Annotated in this window: 21 protein-coding genes; 9 read left to right on the top strand and 12 right to left on the bottom strand. The window is 55.3% G+C overall.

The window, feature by feature from the left end:
• From AC222A_RS08520 to AC222A_RS08510, 3 genes are all read right to left on the bottom strand, one after another.
• Positions 1-947 (bottom strand): LLM class flavin-dependent oxidoreductase (locus tag AC222A_RS08520; RefSeq protein ID WP_372749907.1); only part of this gene is annotated, 947 nt, incomplete at its 3' end.
• A gap of 210 nt (positions 948-1,157) precedes the next feature.
• Positions 1,158-2,435 carry a YncE family protein gene (locus AC222A_RS08515; protein ID WP_372749908.1) on the bottom strand — a complete coding sequence of 426 codons (1,278 nt, stop codon included), beginning with the start codon at positions 2,433-2,435 and terminating at the stop codon, positions 1,158-1,160.
• Positions 2,436-2,589: 154 nt separating this feature from the next.
• Positions 2,590-3,885: a GDSL-type esterase/lipase family protein gene (locus tag AC222A_RS08510; RefSeq protein ID WP_372749909.1), complete on the bottom strand. Its 1,296-nt coding sequence runs from the start codon at positions 3,883-3,885 to the stop codon at positions 2,590-2,592.
• A 239-nt stretch (positions 3,886-4,124) separates the two neighbouring features.
• Between AC222A_RS08510 and AC222A_RS08505 the strand changes: the two genes are divergently transcribed.
• Entirely contained in the window at positions 4,125-4,631 is a 507-nt protein-coding gene (locus AC222A_RS08505) for a porin family protein (protein WP_372758849.1), read from the top strand.
• Positions 4,632-4,739: 108 nt separating this feature from the next.
• Here AC222A_RS08505 and AC222A_RS08500 read toward each other — a convergent pair whose 3' ends face one another.
• Positions 4,740-5,402, bottom strand: a complete 663-nt coding sequence (locus AC222A_RS08500; RefSeq protein WP_372758850.1) for an alpha/beta hydrolase — start codon at positions 5,400-5,402, stop codon at positions 4,740-4,742.
• Between the two features lie 230 nt (positions 5,403-5,632).
• On the opposite strand from AC222A_RS08500, the gene AC222A_RS08495 reads away from it, so the two are divergent.
• Both AC222A_RS08495 and AC222A_RS08490 read left to right on the top strand, forming a co-directional pair.
• The gene (locus AC222A_RS08495; protein ID WP_486774851.1) at positions 5,633-6,487 is read left to right on the top strand and encodes an SDR family NAD(P)-dependent oxidoreductase; all 855 of its coding nucleotides are present in this window, start codon (positions 5,633-5,635) and stop codon (positions 6,485-6,487) included.
• Positions 6,488-6,496: 9 nt separating this feature from the next.
• Positions 6,497-7,012, top strand: a complete 516-nt coding sequence (locus tag AC222A_RS08490) for a DedA family protein (RefSeq protein ID WP_372783729.1) — start codon at positions 6,497-6,499, stop codon at positions 7,010-7,012.
• Between the two features lie 77 nt (positions 7,013-7,089).
• Here AC222A_RS08490 and AC222A_RS08485 read toward each other — a convergent pair whose 3' ends face one another.
• On the bottom strand, positions 7,090-7,263 hold the full coding sequence (locus tag AC222A_RS08485; RefSeq protein ID WP_486774852.1) for a GNAT family N-acetyltransferase: 174 nt from the start codon (positions 7,261-7,263) through the stop codon (positions 7,090-7,092).
• Between the two features lie 366 nt (positions 7,264-7,629).
• Here AC222A_RS08485 and AC222A_RS08480 point away from each other — a divergent pair, with 366 nt between their 5' ends.
• From AC222A_RS08480 to AC222A_RS08470, 3 genes are read left to right on the top strand one after another with little or no spacing between them, the layout of a single operon-like run.
• The gene (locus tag AC222A_RS08480; protein ID WP_372748475.1) at positions 7,630-8,154 is read left to right on the top strand and encodes a nuclear transport factor 2 family protein; all 525 of its coding nucleotides are present in this window, start codon (positions 7,630-7,632) and stop codon (positions 8,152-8,154) included.
• Positions 8,155-8,156: 2 nt separating this feature from the next.
• Positions 8,157-8,588, top strand: coding sequence for a DUF2721 domain-containing protein (locus tag AC222A_RS08475; protein ID WP_372748476.1), 432 nt, complete (start codon positions 8,157-8,159; stop codon positions 8,586-8,588).
• Positions 8,578-9,327, top strand: a complete 750-nt coding sequence (locus AC222A_RS08470; protein ID WP_372748477.1) for a TlyA family RNA methyltransferase — start codon at positions 8,578-8,580, stop codon at positions 9,325-9,327. Before AC222A_RS08475 ends, AC222A_RS08470 begins: the two co-directional genes overlap by 11 nt.
• Before the next feature lie 94 nt (positions 9,328-9,421).
• Here the strand turns inward: AC222A_RS08470 and AC222A_RS08465 are convergent, their stop codons facing one another.
• The 4 genes from AC222A_RS08465 to AC222A_RS08450 form a co-directional block, all read right to left on the bottom strand.
• Positions 9,422-10,510 (bottom strand): succinylglutamate desuccinylase/aspartoacylase family protein, encoded by a 1,089-nt coding sequence (locus AC222A_RS08465; RefSeq protein WP_372758394.1) that lies wholly within the window; start codon positions 10,508-10,510, stop codon positions 9,422-9,424.
• Positions 10,470-11,375, bottom strand: a complete 906-nt coding sequence (gene rimK / locus AC222A_RS08460; RefSeq protein WP_372748479.1) for a 30S ribosomal protein S6--L-glutamate ligase — start codon at positions 11,373-11,375, stop codon at positions 10,470-10,472. The genes AC222A_RS08465 and rimK overlap by 41 nt, the downstream gene beginning before the upstream one ends.
• On the bottom strand, positions 11,372-11,860 hold the full coding sequence (locus AC222A_RS08455) for an ATP-dependent zinc protease family protein (protein WP_372748480.1): 489 nt from the start codon (positions 11,858-11,860) through the stop codon (positions 11,372-11,374). The genes rimK and AC222A_RS08455 overlap by 4 nt, the downstream gene beginning before the upstream one ends.
• Positions 11,861-12,252: 392 nt before the next feature.
• Positions 12,253-13,041, bottom strand: coding sequence for a DUF2889 domain-containing protein (locus AC222A_RS08450; protein ID WP_372748481.1), 789 nt, complete (start codon positions 13,039-13,041; stop codon positions 12,253-12,255).
• 144 nt (positions 13,042-13,185) lie between these two features.
• On the opposite strand from AC222A_RS08450, the gene AC222A_RS08445 reads away from it, so the two are divergent.
• Both AC222A_RS08445 and AC222A_RS08440 read left to right on the top strand, forming a co-directional pair.
• Positions 13,186-13,569 (top strand): DUF4345 family protein, encoded by a 384-nt coding sequence (locus tag AC222A_RS08445; protein ID WP_372748482.1) that lies wholly within the window; start codon positions 13,186-13,188, stop codon positions 13,567-13,569.
• A 44-nt stretch (positions 13,570-13,613) separates the two neighbouring features.
• Positions 13,614-14,372 (top strand): DUF4126 family protein, encoded by a 759-nt coding sequence (locus AC222A_RS08440; protein ID WP_372748483.1) that lies wholly within the window; start codon positions 13,614-13,616, stop codon positions 14,370-14,372.
• Positions 14,373-14,393: 21 nt separating this feature from the next.
• Here the strand turns inward: AC222A_RS08440 and AC222A_RS08435 are convergent, their stop codons facing one another.
• The 3 genes from AC222A_RS08435 to AC222A_RS08425 form a co-directional block, all read right to left on the bottom strand.
• Positions 14,394-14,918, bottom strand: a complete 525-nt coding sequence (locus AC222A_RS08435) for a hypothetical protein (RefSeq protein WP_486774850.1) — start codon at positions 14,916-14,918, stop codon at positions 14,394-14,396.
• A gap of 64 nt (positions 14,919-14,982) precedes the next feature.
• The gene (locus AC222A_RS08430) at positions 14,983-15,366 is read right to left on the bottom strand and encodes an MAPEG family protein (protein ID WP_372748485.1); all 384 of its coding nucleotides are present in this window, start codon (positions 15,364-15,366) and stop codon (positions 14,983-14,985) included.
• Between the two features lie 49 nt (positions 15,367-15,415).
• Positions 15,416-16,291 (bottom strand): LysR family transcriptional regulator, encoded by an 876-nt coding sequence (locus AC222A_RS08425; RefSeq protein WP_372748486.1) that lies wholly within the window; start codon positions 16,289-16,291, stop codon positions 15,416-15,418.
• Between the two features lie 102 nt (positions 16,292-16,393).
• Here AC222A_RS08425 and AC222A_RS08420 point away from each other — a divergent pair, with 102 nt between their 5' ends.
• Positions 16,394-17,167: a ferredoxin--NADP reductase gene (locus AC222A_RS08420; protein ID WP_372781028.1), complete on the top strand. Its 774-nt coding sequence runs from the start codon at positions 16,394-16,396 to the stop codon at positions 17,165-17,167.
• Positions 17,168-17,216: the final 49 nt, after the last annotated feature.

Below are 17,216 nucleotides of genomic sequence, written 5' to 3'. Positions count from 1 at the left end.
AAAAGCTCCAGCATCTTCCAGCCTTTCTCGGGCGGGGCGCCGCCAAATAAAGGTGTTAGATAGAGCGAGCTGTGATCTCCCAGTGTGTTAACCAGCGTGATGGCGTCTTCCGGCGTCAGCACTTGATAGGCGCCACTGTTGCGCACGGTTTCCGCTGTCATACCGCCAGCGTAGGGGCCCATGGGTTTGCCGTAGGCTTCAGCCGTCCATTGGCTGTAGGAATCAAGCACATGCAGGATATGCGGCGCGAGCCATTCCCACTCGGCATCCGGGTCTTCCGATACCCATAACAGGGTTGGTCCCTGTTTGGGATAGGCGCCCGGATCGGCTTTACCCAGATTCAAGCACTCCTTCCGGTAAGGTCGCCAGACTTTTTCGCTAAAGAGCGGAACAAGAAAGCCGTCGGCCATCGCGGCCGCGGCACGGGCTACTTTAGGCGCTGCACCGCCTAGCAGAATGGGAATGGGAGTGCCGGGTACCGGCAGCACCTGACAGGGACGCCCGCGATACTGGAACGGCTGTCCGGTCCAGGCCTGTTTAAGAGTGTTGGCCGTTTCTATCGTAAAATCAAAGCGATCTTTCAGCTCGCGGCCAAACATCGCGAACTCTGCGGGGCGGTAGCCAAAGCCAAGCCCCAGTTCCACACGCCCCTGACTCAGTATCTGCAGCACCGCAAGATCTTCTGCCAGACGGATGGGGTCGTAGCAGGACGCCAGCAGCACCGCTGTACGCAGCCGAATCTGCTGTGTGCGGGCGGCCATAGCCGATGCCAACGTTAAGGGTGAGGGGTTATAGCCATCTTCAGAACGGTGATGTTCCCCGAGCCCAATAACATCAAAGCCAGCATCATCTGCCCATTCGGCCATGTCCAGCGCGGCTGAATACAGGGCTTCACTGGGCGCGCCGAAAGCCGGGGCCCGCATGTCAAAAATCATGACCAGTTCCATGAACTCTCCGCGTATTATTTGTGTGGTATGCGTGCGTTGAATGCTGGCGCGATGCCGAGCTATCTCCCAAAAGGGCATGCTATGCCACTAGCGTGGGCGTTGCAGTAGGCTAAGGTTACGGAAAGATAAAATATCGGCGAGACCGCGGCCGGGTCTCGCGATGGGGTAGACCTGCCGAGCAATTGCTTTGGGCAGGGGGTGAGAAAAGGATTACTTGGGTAACAGCAACTTGCCTGTGCGAATACGCTGCGGGTGATTGCCCACCGGTACGCTGGCCACCTGTTCAGCGGTTTCAAAATCGATAACGACGACGCGATCCTGCTCGCTGCTCGATACATAGCAATGCTTGCCGTCCTCACTTTCGGTGGACCAGTAAGGCTTGGAACCCAGCGGCTCTTCAGACAGGGTGACAATGGTGTAATCGAAACTTTCGCGGTCAACAATAGCCGCATAGCCTGACATGGTTGCTGCTACACAGAGCTTGGTGCCAGCATGGTTCAGCGCCAGCCCGTGGTGTGCGGAATTGAGCTGATACTTACGCAGTGGCAGCGCCGCAATCTGCGGAGGCACCGGCAGATCGACATGGCGGGTAATGCGGTGTTCCTTCAGGTTATATTCAAAGAAACCGTGGAAAAACGAAATCTGCAGATAAGCGTAGCTTTCGTCCGGCATCACCGCCATCGGGCGCACCGCTGAATCCACCCAGTCCATACCGTACTCTTCAAGCTTTGTGCGCATATCCACGGTCTTGAGTACTTCGTAGGTGTTGGCGTCGGCAATCACAAAGCGGCGCTCGCCTTTCAGCCAGTCCAGCCAATCGGATGTGGTGGGTACAAACACGCGGCCTATAGACGCGTGGTAGATGCGTTGGCCATCTTTGGAGTAGTTGCTTTCGTGGGGCTGATCGCCCGGATAAAAGTTGTCTACGATCTTGCCGGTGGCGGTATCAATCGCGTGTACCACGCCGCCCGTAGAGGCAGAGATCAGAAAGATTTTGCCGTCTGGCGATAGCGCGGCGTGGTCTGAGCGAACGCCTTTTACCTTGGTGCGCCAGGCGATTTTGCCGGTTAGAACATCCAGGGCGATAGCATCGGCAAAGCTGGGGCGAGACACATACAGATAGCGACCGTCTTTAGAGGGGAAGAGATCGTCAACCAGCTGGTCATGGCCCTCGCCAATCACGGTGCGGATAAAACGCGCCGCAATACGGCGATAAAGGCTGTCGTTGATTTCCGCAAAGCGCTCGTCAATATCCGGCACTAAGTTGTACCGCGCTAATACCTCAAACGTTTTTGGATCAAACACTTCCGCGGTGCCATCCCAATTGCTGCCTACCACAACCGCACTGCGCAGGTTGGTCGCTGCGGCGTTCACCGGTGTATTGGCTGCCAGCTCAGGGCCAACGGGTTCCAAGGGCCGGGAGGCTAGAAACAGGACGATGGCAATGGCCGCCAGAAGTGACAGCAGCAGAATCTTGATCAGTCGCATAGTGAAATCTCTTGGTTGTCGCAAAAGGCGCTGCGAGAGCACCTGAATGTTGTCAATGATAACAAGATGTGCGGCAAGGGATTGTAAAGTTGGCGACACTTCCTCCAATGCGCTCTCTGGAAGGGCGCTCGCGCAGCTGACGCCATTGCAAACATTAGTTGGCGCTGGTTGGCGCCGGGAGGGCTATCCAGTCGGCAAGCGGGGTGATATCTGACCAGAGTTGATGCCCTGCATCGTTGCTGTGAATGCTGTCGCCGCTATTGTATTGCGGTAGAAAGGTGAGGCCGCCGGGCGCCTCCACTGCAGCGTTGTAGTCCACCACGCCGTCGCATTCGCCACTGTTAAGTATCCACTCATTGAGTTCGGCCCGTTCTCCGTTCAGGTTGGCCGGGCTGGATTGGGCCCCTGGAATCCAGGTGGGACAGAACACGTTGATACCGCGGCTATGGGCCTCGCTGATCACGGAGCGGTAGTTTTCGATAATCTCCTGTGCCGAGCGCGATGACAAATCATTGGTCACCCAAACCACGACCGAGCTAACGCCAGTAGTGCTCCAGATGTCGGTCGCCATCCGGTCCCGACTGGCGGCTTCCAGCGTATCGCCACCGACCGCACGGGTGACAATGGTGTGCCGTTGCCCGTGAGGAACTTCATTGAGCATGCGTACCGAGAGTAGGTCACTGACCCGGCGGTACGCATTCTGTGAAGTGTTGTAGCCGTGAAAGCTGGAGCTGCCCAGAAATGTCATAACGCCAACGGCCTCGTCGGTTAACACATCGACGCCATGTAGTGCATAGGGTCGGCAGCCGTTGCAGATCAGGGGCGTGCCGGGTGGTACCTGGCCGGGCCGGTCATCGATAAGGATGAAATCGGCCCCACTTTCATCGGCCACATCGTTGCCGCTGTTGTCGGCAAGTTTGTAGGACTCATTCCAGGCGGTACTGAACTCTGGCGGATTGTTGTCGCCCTCGATATACAGGCTGATGGCGAGGTCATCCTGATTGTTGACCGTTAGCGCTATGGGGTCGCTTTCGAGTGCTACGGTGTTCGGAGGTATGACCACCGTCGGCTTCCCGCAATTAAAGGTAACCGGCACCGCGCTATTGGTCTTGAGCATCGCGCCACTGGTGCCTTCGCGAATACCAATACTGGCAGCACCGATAATAATTGGCCGGGTTTCGTCCTCATTGAAAAATCGAAGTCGAACATGGGTGCCGCTGGTGGTGACCCTTACGACATTGCGAATGGTTGTGTCGACTGGCGCAGGCCCAGTGCCTTGCTGAACATCCGTTTCGCGGGTACCGCCCCACGCGGCAAGCCACTGGCGGCCGGCTTCGTTGACAGTAGTGCAGGAACTGGTTGCCGTCCCAGCGCCTGATGAGCTAGACGAACTGCTGTTGCAGGATGCCAGGAAGACAAGACTGGCAATCAGGGTTAAGTGCTTAATCATTATTATGGCTCGAGAAACGGTTTTACGCAGTGTAGATAAAATGATCGCAGTGATCATCACCTTGTTGGATGTCATGGGAGACATGCATTTGTGGTTCTGCAAAATTGCACCTGCCGGCAGATTTTTTGCGATGCAAAATACATCAGTAGCTCAGTGCAAGCCGTAGGGCATTTTTTCATACTGTGGCATGATATTTTCGCTCGCGCTGTTGAGCGAGAATAGCCAACTCAGGAGTGATTATGAAAAAGACAATCGCCGCTGCGGGTCTAAGCCTGTTTCTGACGCAGGTCGCCACGGCCGAGACATACGGAAGCGTATCGTACGCACTGTTCGAAACTGAAATCATAGGTATTGATTTTGACACCCCAACGTTGCAGTTTGCGCTTGGCAATCAGTTTGATGACAACTGGGGAGTAGAGCTGCGATTTGGTGTGGGTACCGACGAAGACCGTGCGTTTGGTCTGGATATGGAAATCAGTCAGTACTATGCGCTATACCTTAAACCCACCCTGCCGCTCGCAAACAATGTGTCGCTCTATGCCCTTTTGGGTGTTGCAAACACTGAGGTTGATACCAGTGTCGGTGAAGACGACGACAGCGATATAAGCTACGGTTTCGGCATTGCTGCCGAGGTCAACCCGGGTGTCGATCTGTTTGGCGAGTATATTAGTTTGTACGATGATACTGACGACGGTATCAGTGTTGAAATTAAAGGCTTTAATATTGGCGTAGGCTTAACTTTCTAATCTGTCTTCTGATTTTTCAGAGGTAAAACGGGAGGCAAAAGCCTCCTGTTTTTTGTCGGCGAAAAACCTTCTTCTGCATTGCTCCTGGTTCAGGAAGCACGCATAAAATTACGGCTTGAGAATTCTGCTCAGGCTGGCCGCAATATCATTGATCTCTGCCAGACAAACTTCGTGCTGCATGGGATAGGTTTTGTAGGAAGGGGCGTAGCCGAGGGCTTCCAGCGCAGCCACCGTTTGACGGCCCAGGGTTTCCGGTGCCATAGCGTCGTGCGTGCCGTGGAAAACGTCAATGGGAATGTCGCGGTTTGCCGGGTGTGGCTTGGTCGCATTCGGTACAGCAAAAAAGCTGGACAGTACCAATAAGCCGGCGAGCTTGTCTGAATGGCTCAATGCCGTATGCAGCACCACAGCGCCACCTTGGGAAAAACCGGCCAGTACAATACGCTCGGTTGGAATGCCGCGCTCAACTTCGCGCTCAATCAAGGCGCGTGTTGCCGCTACGGATTCGAGCAGTTGCGTCTCATCAACGGCGGTATCCAGATCCATGCCGCGAATATCAAACCAGGCGGGCATGCGCATGCCACCGTTGATCGTTATCGGGATGGATGGTGCGTGTGGGAACACAAAGCGCACGGCGAGTTCTTTTGGTAGACGCAACTGAGGAACAATCGGCTCAAAATCGTGGCCATCGGCGCCAAGACCGTGCAACCAGATCACCGACGCGGTGGCGGGTGTATCCGGTTCTATTTCCACACAGGGCAGGTAGTGCATTGCTTGTATCTCACCATTGAAATTCGAATGTCGCAGCGTACCGAATATGGCTGCTTATATGCAATTCTTCCACAGAGCCGCCAGTACCAAGATGTCATGTCCGGACCGGACCAGAAAATGGGTCGGCTGAATAGTTGTACGCTGTTTACTTATTTTCTGTCGCTGCGTCGCAGTCAGCACCAATTGCGTACACTGGGTGCACGTTGATTAGACTGAGAGCCGAAGAAGCTATGACTACTATCGCACCCTTGGACTTTGCTGAGCGCTATGGACCTTGGGCATTGGTATTGGGTGCCTCAGAAGGTGTTGGTTCAGCCTTTGTGGAGGCGCTGGCGGCCCAAGGGCTAAATGTGGTGCTGGTATCACGTCGGCAGGAGGCACTCGATCAAGTTGCCGAAAAAGTTCGCGCAGACTATGGCGTTGAAACGCGAGTCATTGCCTTGGATCTATCGCTCGCCAACGCGATGCAATGCCTGTGTGCGGCGCTGGGAAATTTAGAGGTGGGCTTCGTCGTAAACTGCGCGGGCGGTGATACCGGAAACGATCACTTTCTTGATCGGGATCTCGATGCTGATGAGGCTATGCTATTTCGAAATTGCACCTTGCTAATGCGTGTTTGCCATCATTTTGGCGCGCAAATGGCCGCTCGCGGTCGCGGTGGTATTGTCAACATGAGTTCTGGCGCAGCGGTGGCGGGCACTCCTGGCCTGGCGACCTACGCGGGTACAAAGGCCTTTGATCTTCTCTTTACCGAAGCGTTGTGGGGTGAATTAAAGCCAAAGGGGGTAGATGTAATCTGTCTGATGCTTGCCGATACCGATACGCCTACCTTGCGCCGTCAGATGCTGCTGCGCGGAAAACTCACTTCGCTTGAGCAGGCTCCCAAAGGTGCCACGCCGGCCCATGTTGCCGCTGAAGAAGCGCTTCGTTATCTCGGCAAAGGCCCCACCCGTGTTGTATCCCGTAAGTTGCGAATAGGTAGTCGGGTTATGGGCTTTCTGGGGCGTAATAGGGCCGTGGCGTTGATGACGGTTGCGGCGAACAAGATTATGGGAGATAACAGACAAATAGTGGGCAGCGATTAAAGGCTTTTCGTGATTGGTGATATCTTTCTTGAGTGGGCTGATCGCTATGGCGATTATGTATTGCTATTGGTGCCTGCCATCGCCTTTTTGGAGGCAAGTGTTGGTATAGGGTTATTTGTGTCCGGCGCCATATTGCTCAGCGTCTGTACCATGCTTTACACACAGGGTATTGCCACTCTCTATCAAATGCTGCCGTTGGCCTTTCTGGGCGCCACGAGTGCAGATCATATCGGCTACTTTCTGGGGCGCCGCGCAGGGCCCGCATTTCATCACACCCGGTTCGCGCAGCGCTATGCCAGTCGGCTAGACAAGACTGAACAGCTACTGACAAAGCACGGTGAGCTATCCATTATTCTCGGTCGCCTGATACCCGCAGTACGAAGCGTTGTGCCGCTGCTTACCGGCATCAGTGGATTGCCGGCGGCTCGGTACACGCGCTATGACCTGATAGCCTGCTCTGTATGGGCGGGCGGGCTTGGTCTATTGGTGGTCAGTATAGGCGGCTTGATTAACCAGGCCGAATAAGCAGCAAGCCCGGCCGGCTAAAGTGGCAGATTTTGCTACCTATTACTGTGAGAACCATTGCCGCGTTAACGATTGCCTTACTCATCCGGCAATACCAAACCATCTACCGGTCTGAAGCCAATGCGGTGGTAATAGCCGGGGTCGCCCAACCATACACAACCATTAGCCTTCAGGCTTTTGAACTCCGCTAAGGCGCGCTTCATTAACCTAGCGCCAATTCCCTGGCTCTGTTTGCTAGGCTCAACCGATATTGGCCCCAGCCCAAACTAACCCGTCGAGTGATCCGTCACCGGCGACAGTGCCACATGCGCAACAATTTCACCGGATTCTTCTGCAACTAACGAAACTTTCAATGCCTCGGAATCTCGCAGCGCTTTAGCAATCAATTGTTTGGTGTGGTCAGGGTGAGTTGCATTCAGAAAGGCGGCAATAGTCAGGGTGTGTATGCCATCTATGCTAGGGCATCTCGTTGTCTCCTATGGACTGGTTTATCTTATAGTCGAATGGCAATGTCTGAATTCGACAGGCCGCGACATTTTTTTTCATGTTTTTGCAGGAGGGGCAGAGGCCCGGCGCAGTGGTACCATGCGCACTTGTGATTACTTTAGGGTGGGAATATGACACTGGAGACTCTGCTCGCCAAAGAGGCCATTCGCGATCTGGTACTGCGCTATTGCCGGGCGATTGATCGACGAGATTACGCGGCGTTAGCGGCGCTTTACCACGATGATGCTACCGACGATCATTCTCCGATGTACTGCGGGAGTGCCGCGGGCTATCTGGAGTGGTTGCCGTCGATGCTGGAGACGATGACAGTGACCTCTCATATGGTGCAGAACCATCTGATAGCAGTGGAAGGCGATCGTGCGGAGGGTGAGGTGACGATGGTGTCGTACCATCTGACGAAAGACGAGCAAGGCAATGATGTGGAAATCATTATCGGCGGGCGTTATCTCGACAAGTACGAGCAGCGCGCTGGTCAGTGGCGATTCAGCCACCGCAAGATTGTGATGGACTGGAATCAGATTCAGCCGTCCACGTGTCAGTGGGATTCACCGCTGGTGGCCGGCACGCCGGTGGGAGCTCGCTGTGACAGTGATCCGGCGAAAGCGTTTTTCAATCTGCTGACGTTTGCGAGCTGATCATGGCTGCCGAATTGAATGTGATAACGCATGCCATACAGCAAGCGGTGGCGCCGGTTTTCCTGCTGGCGGGGATTGGCGGCATTCTCAATGTGTTGACTGGCCGACTGGCGCGGATTATTGACCGCAGCCGTGCCCTGCATCAGCGTCTAGAGCACGCTACGGATGAGCGCGCGCTGGCGATTACTCAGGAACTGAAAACGCTGACCAAGCGGGGTCGGGTAGTGCATCGGGCCATTGGCTTCAGTACCGGCAGTGCCTTGTTGGTGTGCGTGGTGATAGCGAGCCTGTTTATCAATGCGGTGATGGGTTGGCACAGCGGCACGGTTGTGGCGGCGCTGTTTATACTGGCGATGGGCTTTCTGATTGCATCGTTGACCGGATTCTTGCGGGAAATCCAGCTGGCTACACGGGTAATGCTCAATGGGCCTTAAGCGGGCAGATGTGTTACTGGTGGAGCAGGGTGTGGCGGAATCGCGCGCGCAGGCCCAGCGCTGGATAAGCGAAGGCAAGGTGTCGGCGGCTGCGGTGGTGGTAACGAAAGCCAGCCAGAAGTTTGAGGCGGATACGGCATTTTCCGTGCAGCGCGATGCGCTGGACCGGTTTGTGTCGCGCGGCGGCTTAAAACTCGCGGCGGTTCTGGAAAAGGCATTTTTCCCGGTGCGCGGTGTGGCGCTGGATGTTGGTGCCTCTACCGGCGGCTTTACTGATTGTCTGTTGCAGGCCGGTATCGATCAGGTAGTGTGCGTCGATGTTGGGCACGACCAGCTGGCCGAAAAAATTCGCAGCGATGCACGCGTGGTTAATTACGAAGGTATCAATGCGCGCGATCTGCCGCAGTCGTTGTTGCAGCATGCGCCAGATGGTTTTGATCTGGCGGTGATGGATGTGTCTTTTATTTCCCAGACCAAAATTTTGCCGGGCCTGCCTGCCTTGATGAAGCCTGATGGGTGGCTGGTGTCGCTGGTGAAGCCCCAGTTTGAGGTTGGGCGCGAATACATAGGCAAAGGTGGGCTGGTTCGTGACACGTCTCGCTACGCGGTGGTGAAGCAGGAAGTTTGTGACTGTGCGCGGGCGGCGGGGCTAGAGATTATCGATTACTTAGATAGCCCGATTGAGGGTGGCGACGGTAATCGCGAGTTTCTGTTGGTGGCGCGGAAAAAGCGTTCGTAAGCCGAGGACTGCTGCGAAACGAACCTGCCGGTGAGGCGGGCTTTTACCTGATTATGGATGAGCCTGCGGTCACCGGCGAAAACACATGCAATACCTAATAGATTGGCGGCTCATCCACTTCACTGGGCGGATACTTTTCGGTATCCGGTTCGTGGAGTTCATGAAAGGCCTCTACCCGCGATAAAACCCGATCGATCTCAGTGCTGTATTTGGCAATATGAAACAGGGCTTCGCCTTCATGCACCAGCGGCAAGTAGGTGCGGCCGATAATAATGCCGTCGCTGGGTGCAGTGATTTCCTGACTTTTACTGCCAAAAGGGTCGGAGACCATCGCGACAATATCGCCCTTGGAGACTCTGGCGCCGTTGGGCACTAGCGCGCGCAAGATGCCGCTTTCGGATGCCCGCACCCAGTAGGATTCTTCGGAAATGATCGGCGTTGGCTTGCTGCGTTTGCTACGTGACGGTGGCAGCATATTGATGTGACGCATCACATTAATCACGCCCTTTACGCCAGCGCGAATAGCTACTTCATCAAAGCGCAGTGCTTCGCCTGCTTCGTAAGTGATTACCGGGATGTTGATATCCGCCGCCACTTCTCGTAGTGAGCCGTCGCGCACCCGAGAGTGCAAAACAGCCGGCACGCCAAAGACTTTCGCCATGTCAGCGGTAGCGGGGTTGTTCATATCGGCGCGAATCTGCGGCAGGTTGCCGCGGTGTCGGGCGCCAGTATGCAGATCAATGCCGTGAGTGCAGTGGGCCACAATGTCGTTCATAAACGTGTGGGCAACCCGGCCCGCCAGTGAGCCTTTTGCGGAACCGGGAAAGGAGCGATTCAGGTCGCGACCGTCAGGCAGGTAGCGGGAGTTGTTGAGAAAGCCGTGTACGTTGACGATGGGGATCGCCAACAGCGTGCCGCGCAGGTTTTTCATGGCTGGGTGTTGCAGCAGGCGGCGAACAATTTCCACCCCATTGATCTCGTCGCCGTGAATAGCGGCACTGACAAAGAGTGTGGGCCCGTTGCGCTTGCCGCGTACAGCCTGTACTTCAATGGAGAGATCGTTGTGGGTGTAAAGGCGAGCGACCGGCAGCCGAATAACTTCTCCGCTGCCGGGGGCTATATCAAATTTATCTGCGACCACGTTAGCCTTGTCCGCGAGTGCGTGTTTTAGACGGCTCGGCATTGTTTTCGATAAATTCGATGATGGCGCCGGCCACATCTTTGTTGGTGGCGTTTTCAATGCCTTCCAGACCGGGTGAAGAGTTTACTTCCATCACCAGTGGCCCGCGCGCGGAACGCAGCAAGTCTACGCCTGCGACATTCAACCCCATGATTTTTGCTGCTTTGACGGCAGTTGCACGCTCGGAGGGCGTCAGTTTGGTGAGCTGTGCGACACCGCCACGGTGCAGGTTGGAACGAAATTCCCCGTCTTGCGCGGTACGTTGCATGGCCGCCACAACCTTGTTGCCGATAACCAGACAGCGCACGTCAGAACCACCGGCTTCCTTGATAAATTCCTGCACCAGGAAATCCGCTTTGAGCTCACGGAAGGCATCAATAACCGATTCGGCAGCCTTGATGGTTTCCGCCAACACCACCCCTTTACCTTGGGTGCCAGACAATAGTTTCACCACCAGCGGTGCACCATTGACCAGTTTCATAAGCTCTTTGGTGTTGTGCACCTCATGGGCAAAGCTCGTGCGCGGCATGCCCACTTTTTTGCGTGACAGCAGCTGCAGCGAGCGCAGTTTGTCGCGCGAGCGCACCAGAGCCACCGATTCGACCAGGCTGTATACACCGGTCATTTCAAACTGACGAATAACCGCCTGCCCGTACTGGGTGATGGAAGCGCCGATACGGGGGATAACCGCGTCGTAGCCTTCAAGCTTGGTGCCTTTGTACCAGATGGAGGGTTGGTCTGAACTCAGCTCCATGTAGCACTTCAAGGTGTCGAGCACGTGTACTTCGTGCCCGCGCTGTTTGGCGGCTTCCACCAGTCGCGCGGTGGAATACAATCTGCGGTTGCGCGACAGAATACCGATTTTCATTTGTTGGACTCCTTGGTCCCGTGTGGAACATCCTGTGTAGGTGCTGTGCTGAGACAGTAGGATCGTGCAGGGTCTACCAGATACCGCCCTTTCAGAGCGGTACGGCCAACCAGCATGCGAAACAGCATATTGGACCGATTAAACAGTGACAGTTCGGCCAGGAACGTGTCGTTGCCGATTTTGAATGGCGTCTCAATAATATAGCGCATGGTTTTGTGGCCGCCAGAATCGGTGATGCTGCGATAATCTTTTATCGGCGCCTCACACTGAACTACCTCGTCATCGCTATGCTGCTGGGGGTGTATGGCAAATCGAACCCACTGTTCGCCATCCTTCTCAAAAGGTTCAATGTCAAATGCGTGAATGGAGGAGCTGCGGGCCCCGGTATCGATTTTTGCCTTGATTTTGCCCAAGTGAAGATCGGGCAGTTCCACCCATTCTCGCCAGCCGATAGCCTGTTTTTCCACGCCAGCCTCTGTGCTCATTATGTTCGCTGAGCATAACGATAAACGGTTGTCGTTAATAGGGTTTTCCGCACAAGTACCACCGTGTTCAGGCAAAAAAAATGCTTCTTCACAAATTCAGTTGGATAGGCTTTAGTTTAGATGCTTAAAACGCCTCCTACACCGTCTCCCAGAGGAGCAGGGGGCGTTTGCTAGCGAACGAAGAGAGCACCATATGGCGATTGTTGAAGCACGTGCATTTACGACAGGCAAAAAAAAGCACCCAAGTGGGTGCTGAAGAGGGGGTTCGTTGTGCTAAGACCGTGGATGAGCACTGAATTAAAGGTTACGCAAAATCCGCGGGCGTATTAATCCGTAGATTTACCTATATCGTTAGAGTCTTATACTGCCGGGGAATGCGGTGTCAGGGCACGTTATTTGAACTTGAGCAGCTGCTCCGGGGTATCGGTGAAATCCCGGCGTGAATTGGGCAGTCTTACCGCCTGCTGCACGCGACCCTCGGTATAGGTATGGCAGGCCCCCGGTATATAAGGTGTGTCGTCACCGCGCATGCCTTCCATCGCTTTGGCATCGTGGCGGCGCGCAGAGGATACGAAGTAGCCTTTTTGAAGTACAAAAGCCGCTTCGCGCAGGTCACCGGAGAAATACTCGCTGGCCCAAGCGGCAAAGCCCTTGAACAACGGTTTGTCGCTTAACTCGCGGGGCGCGATTATCTGCCATTGGAAGGTTTTCAAATGCAGCATTTCTTCGCCGTTTAGCCATACTCTGGCATCGGCAGGTTGGCCGTCTTTTTCGTCGGTAACCTCAACGGCGTACAAGCGTTCAGGCTCACTTCTGACGGCGTGCGCAATGGCCAGCACGGTTAGATCAAACAGGTGAGTGCAATTGCTAAACGGGTTTACCTGGGCAATGACGGTTTTGGGCTCGCTGCCCAGCGTGACGCCGACCATTGCTTGCAGAGGCTCTGTTGCGCTGGCGCAGGTGTTATAGGGGATGCGCAGGGTTTCAGCAGTGATTGCGGTAACCTGACGGCCATCGTGTTGCAGATGCACGCGAAAGCCATGGCAGTCGTCTTCCAATTCCGCCAGCACGGCCCCTGCTTGCTGGCTGAGCCGAATATGGCGTCGGTAGCTGCCCGAGCCGTAGTATGGGTTTTCGGGGAATTGTGCCTGGAAATTGCGGTCTGATGCTGTAGTCGACATAAGAAACGGTAAACAGTTTACTTCGGCTGCACAGTGTACCATCGCATGGCGATGGCGCCTGTAGTCTGAATGGGGTCAAATCGAGATCAATGACAAGCGGCAGATTATGGAAACTGCCGTAAAACTCAACCGGAGAAAGTGAGTATGTGGGTTCGTATCCTATTGTTTTTCTTGGCTATTGCCTGGACGCCTTACGGCATGTATTGCCTGTTCTTCCCAGAGTTTCTGGGCCCGGTGGCGGGGCTGGAGGCGGTTAGGCCCGAAGGTGTAACAGAGCTGCGCGCCATGTATGGCGGGGTTCAAATTGCGGTGGGCCTGTCTGCGCTGCTGGGATTTTTCCGCGTGGTTTACTTGGATAAAGTATTGTTTGTACAGCTCATGGTCTTGGGTGGCCTTGGCTCAACTAGGCTGTTAAGCGCTGTATTCAGCAGTGACTGGAGTGTGTATACCATTGGGGCGCTGGTTTTTGAGTGGGTCTCTTTTGCCCTGTGTGTGGCGGCTTCGCGTGCGCAACCGGCTCATCTATAAAGCCTGAATGACTAACCAGCTAAGGCGCTGAAGGGAGTATCACTGTGAATGAATATGAACAGATCATTAGCCTGATTTCCCTCAGTATGGGGGTGGCCTGGGCTTCAGGCCTGAACCTGTATGCGGCGATCTTGGTGCTGGGCTTCGCTGGCAGTACCGGTAATTTGGATTTGCCGCCAGCGCTTGAAGTGTTGCAGGACCCTATGGTGATCATGGCAGCTGGCTTGATGTATGGCGTTGAGTTTTTTGCAGACAAAACCCCAGGTGTCGATACCGCCTGGGATTCGCTGCATACCTTTGTGCGGATACCGGCAGGTGCTATGTTGGCGGCGGGCAGTGTGGGCGATGTAACACCGGCGCTGCAGGTGGCTGCCGGTATTCTCGGCGGTTCTCTCACGTCGGTTACTCATGCAGCGAAAGCCAGCTCCCGGGTGCTGATCAACACGTCGCCGGAACCTTTCACAAACTGGGGGGCGTCGGTTACTGAAGACGTGGCCGTGTTTGCTGGCTTGTGGACGGCGCTGAATCACCCGGTGCTGTTTCTGATTCTGCTGGTGCTGTTTGTGCTGTTGTTAATCTGGATGCTGCCCAAATTGTGGCGTGGCGCGATGCTGGTTTTGCGCAAGGTGGGCGAGTGGTTGGGGCTGGTGGATAAGAATGCGCCGGCTGACCCGTTATTGCCGGGCCTTGACGACACCGTAGAGAAGCTTCAGCGATTGCAGGAATTGCGAGAAAGTGGCGCGTTGACGGACGAAGAATTTGAGCTTGCCAAGGCTAAAGTGCTGGGAGTGATGTCCGAATAGGTCGGCGTAAGTGCGTGGGCTTCAGATCGGGAAGAACCAGGGCCAGACCAGCGCATCTAATACGGCGGTCTGAAAGCAGAAGAATACATACCCGCAAAGGGCAAGTGTCAGAAAGGTGCCGCGTTCAGGGGCGTGTCGATAGAGCTCGTAACCCACCAGTAATGCGCTGAAACCGGTACCAAACAGGACGGCGCGAATGCTCCACCACAGATCTGCGTTTGGCGCGTCCAGCAGGGCGAAGCTCAGCGGCATCCACAGTGCGGAGCAGAACAGAATAAGGAAATACAGTGCATTCAGGCGCTCAAACAACAGGCCGCCACTGGAGGTGCGCGTGTTCGCGGGCACTTTCAGCAGCGCGTAGGCAAAAACCAGAAGGTAGCCGGCGGCCGCCAGCACCATATTGATAGTATACAGACCGAGGAGGTGCTGCGGCACCTCGCCCCACAACGCTTCCACCGACTCCGGGTAAGCGCTAAAACCGTAGCCGTAGCTGCCTAAAACGGCGATGCCTCCAAGTATGTTGATGATCACGAATAGCACTTTCATGGGGGCTTCCACCAGAGTTTGGCCCTTGTACGCTGCGCGTGCGCGGGCCGATCATGGATAACGGTTACTGCGGCAGTGAATCCATCAGCAGTACCGAGCTGGCGATGGCCAGGGTCAGCCAGGACCCCAGCGTACCAAGAAAGCGGGCGGTGCTGACCCCGGACGTGCTGCTCAGCCCGGCGGCATGCAATACGCGCGAAACTACCAGCGTGATACCCAAGCTATGCACCAGTGCCGCACTGTTGCCATTCATTTCGGTCAACAGAATCAGCAGCAGGGTCAGTGGTACGTATTCGGTGAAGTTGGCCTGAACGCGAATGGTGCGTTGCAGTTCGGCGTTGCCGCCGTCTCCAAAGCCTACTTTGTGGGTCCGTCGGGCGTTGACCACGCGCGAAGACAGCGCCAGTAGGAGAATGCCACAGAGGCCTGCGTAGAGGGGGGTGATCATAATGCGTCCTTATTGGGTTGGTTGAATTTTCGGTAGCTTACCTGTCGCGTTAGCCACGGCAAAGATCGAGCCAGCGTTGAATGCCGGCACTGCGATATTTCTGCTTGTGAAGCACGAAATAGAAGTGGCGGCCAAAATCTTTGGCGGTGGTGCGCACGGGCTTGAGGCGCCCGCTGCGAAAGGCATCTTCCAGCGTGATCGCAGAGAGGCAGCCCAGACCTAGATTGGCCTCCACGGCGCGCTTAATTGCCTCGGTGTGTTGGAGTTCAAGGGCAATATTGAGCTGTGGTAACAGGCCGTGCATCGCCCGATCAAAAGCTTGGCGCGTACCGGATCCGGTTTCCCGCAAGATCCAGGGTTCGGCCAGAAGCGAGCGGTCACTAACCCGTTGGCCACTGGCAAATGCGTGTTGGGGGCTGCAGAACACCACGAGCTCGTCCTTGCGCCAAGGGATAATATCCAGGTCCGGGTGGTGAAAATCCCCCTCTATCAGACCGATATCCAATTCGAAATCCAGCACTTTGTTGGTGATGTGCTCGGTATTGGCCACCTCCAATTGCACCCGTGCGCCCGGTTGTTCGGCCATGTAACGGGCAACAATGCCGACCGCGAGATAGTTGCCGATAGTGAGCGTGGCACCCACCTTGATCTGGCCAATGTCGGTGTGCCGGGTCAGCGCCTGTTCGAAGGCTGTCGCCTGCTCCAGCAGTGCTTCGGCCTGAGGTCGCACAGCGCGGCCGAGCTCATTAATTTGTAAGCGCTTACCAACCCGGTCGAATAACTGCACGTCGAATTGCTGCTCCAGCTCTTTCAGCGCGCCGCTGGCTGCAGACTGGCTCATCGCAAGATGGCTGGCTGCGCGGGTGATATTTTCGTAGTGGGCAGCCGCAAGGAAAACCTCTAGTTGGCGAAGGGTATAGCGCATAATCTGTAAAATCGATAAGTCATATTTGAATAACCCATTTTACCGATGTTTAGCCGCGGGTCTATAGTGGCCTCACATTTGGCTAACAGTGAGTTTTGCGCCATGACAACCTTGGCAACCGAACGCGTCACCGACATACATCACTGGAACGAGCGACTGTTCAGTTTCAAAACCAGCCGCGATACCGGGCTGCGTTTCGAAAATGGTCATTTCGTTATGATTGGCCTGCCCGTTGAGGGCAAGCCCCTGTTGCGGGCCTACAGCATTGTCAGCGCCAATTATGACGAAGAGCTGGAGTTTCTCAGTATCAAGGTGCCTGACGGCCCGCTCACCTCGCGCTTGCAGAATATCAACGTTGGGGATGAAATCTTTGTCAGCCGTAAGCCGACCGGCACTTTGGTGGCAGACCATCTGCTGCCGGGCCGAAACCTGTATATGTTTGCCACCGGCACAGGGCTGGCGCCGTTTATGAGTATTGTCAAAGACCCGGAAGTGTATGAGCGCTTTGACCGCATCATTCTCTGTCACGGGGTGCGCTATGCCAGTGAGTTGGCGTACGCAGATTTTTTGACTGACGAACTGCCGCAGAACGCGTTTTTTGGTGAGCAGGTGCAGGAAAAGCTGATTTATTTTCCCACGGTTACTCGCGAGCCGTTTCGCAATCAAGGGCGCTTGACGGATCTACTTGCTAGCGGCGCGTTGTTCGACGCCATCGGCTTGCCCGCGCCCAACAAGGACGACGATCGCTTTATGTTGTGTGGTAGCCCCGGCATGTTAAAAGACATGACAGCGCTACTGGATGAGCGAGGGTTTAAAGAATCGCGCAATGGCTATCTTGGCGAGTATGTGATTGAGCGTGCGTTTGTAGAGAAGTAATCGCCGGGTAGCAGCGAACAATCTTTGGGCGGTGACGGCGCGCGGCTGT

The sequence above is a fragment of the Litorivivens sp. genome (assembly GCF_057445395.1).
The sequence above is the reverse complement of the archived record's forward strand: the minus strand, read 5'-3'. Positions and strand labels throughout refer to the sequence as shown.

Excerpts from the sequence above, each read along its gene's own strand:
- AC222A_RS08515 (WP_372749908.1), bottom strand. The coding sequence starts at position 2,435 with ATGCGACTGATCAAGATTCTGCTGCTGTCACTTCTGGCGGCCATTGCC.
- AC222A_RS08510 (WP_372749909.1), bottom strand. The coding sequence starts at position 3,885 with ATGATTAAGCACTTAACCCTGATTGCCAGTCTTGTCTTCCTGGCATCC.
- AC222A_RS08505 (WP_372758849.1), top strand. The coding sequence starts at position 4,125 with ATGAAAAAGACAATCGCCGCTGCGGGTCTAAGCCTGTTTCTGACGCAG.
- AC222A_RS08500 (WP_372758850.1), bottom strand. The coding sequence starts at position 5,402 with ATGCACTACCTGCCCTGTGTGGAAATAGAACCGGATACACCCGCCACC.
- AC222A_RS08495 (WP_486774851.1), top strand. The coding sequence starts at position 5,633 with ATGACTACTATCGCACCCTTGGACTTTGCTGAGCGCTATGGACCTTGG.
- AC222A_RS08480 (WP_372748475.1), top strand. The coding sequence starts at position 7,630 with ATGACACTGGAGACTCTGCTCGCCAAAGAGGCCATTCGCGATCTGGTA.
- AC222A_RS08475 (WP_372748476.1), top strand. The coding sequence starts at position 8,157 with ATGGCTGCCGAATTGAATGTGATAACGCATGCCATACAGCAAGCGGTG.
- AC222A_RS08470 (WP_372748477.1), top strand. The coding sequence starts at position 8,578 with ATGGGCCTTAAGCGGGCAGATGTGTTACTGGTGGAGCAGGGTGTGGCG.
- AC222A_RS08465 (WP_372758394.1), bottom strand. The coding sequence starts at position 10,510 with ATGCCGAGCCGTCTAAAACACGCACTCGCGGACAAGGCTAACGTGGTC.
- rimK (WP_372748479.1), bottom strand. The coding sequence starts at position 11,375 with ATGAAAATCGGTATTCTGTCGCGCAACCGCAGATTGTATTCCACCGCG.
- AC222A_RS08455 (WP_372748480.1), bottom strand. The coding sequence starts at position 11,860 with ATGAGCACAGAGGCTGGCGTGGAAAAACAGGCTATCGGCTGGCGAGAA.
- AC222A_RS08450 (WP_372748481.1), bottom strand. The coding sequence starts at position 13,041 with ATGTCGACTACAGCATCAGACCGCAATTTCCAGGCACAATTCCCCGAA.
- AC222A_RS08445 (WP_372748482.1), top strand. The coding sequence starts at position 13,186 with ATGTGGGTTCGTATCCTATTGTTTTTCTTGGCTATTGCCTGGACGCCT.
- AC222A_RS08435 (WP_486774850.1), bottom strand. The coding sequence starts at position 14,918 with ATGAAAGTGCTATTCGTGATCATCAACATACTTGGAGGCATCGCCGTT.
- AC222A_RS08430 (WP_372748485.1), bottom strand. The coding sequence starts at position 15,366 with ATGATCACCCCCCTCTACGCAGGCCTCTGTGGCATTCTCCTACTGGCG.
- AC222A_RS08425 (WP_372748486.1), bottom strand. The coding sequence starts at position 16,291 with ATGCGCTATACCCTTCGCCAACTAGAGGTTTTCCTTGCGGCTGCCCAC.
- AC222A_RS08420 (WP_372781028.1), top strand. The coding sequence starts at position 16,394 with ATGACAACCTTGGCAACCGAACGCGTCACCGACATACATCACTGGAAC.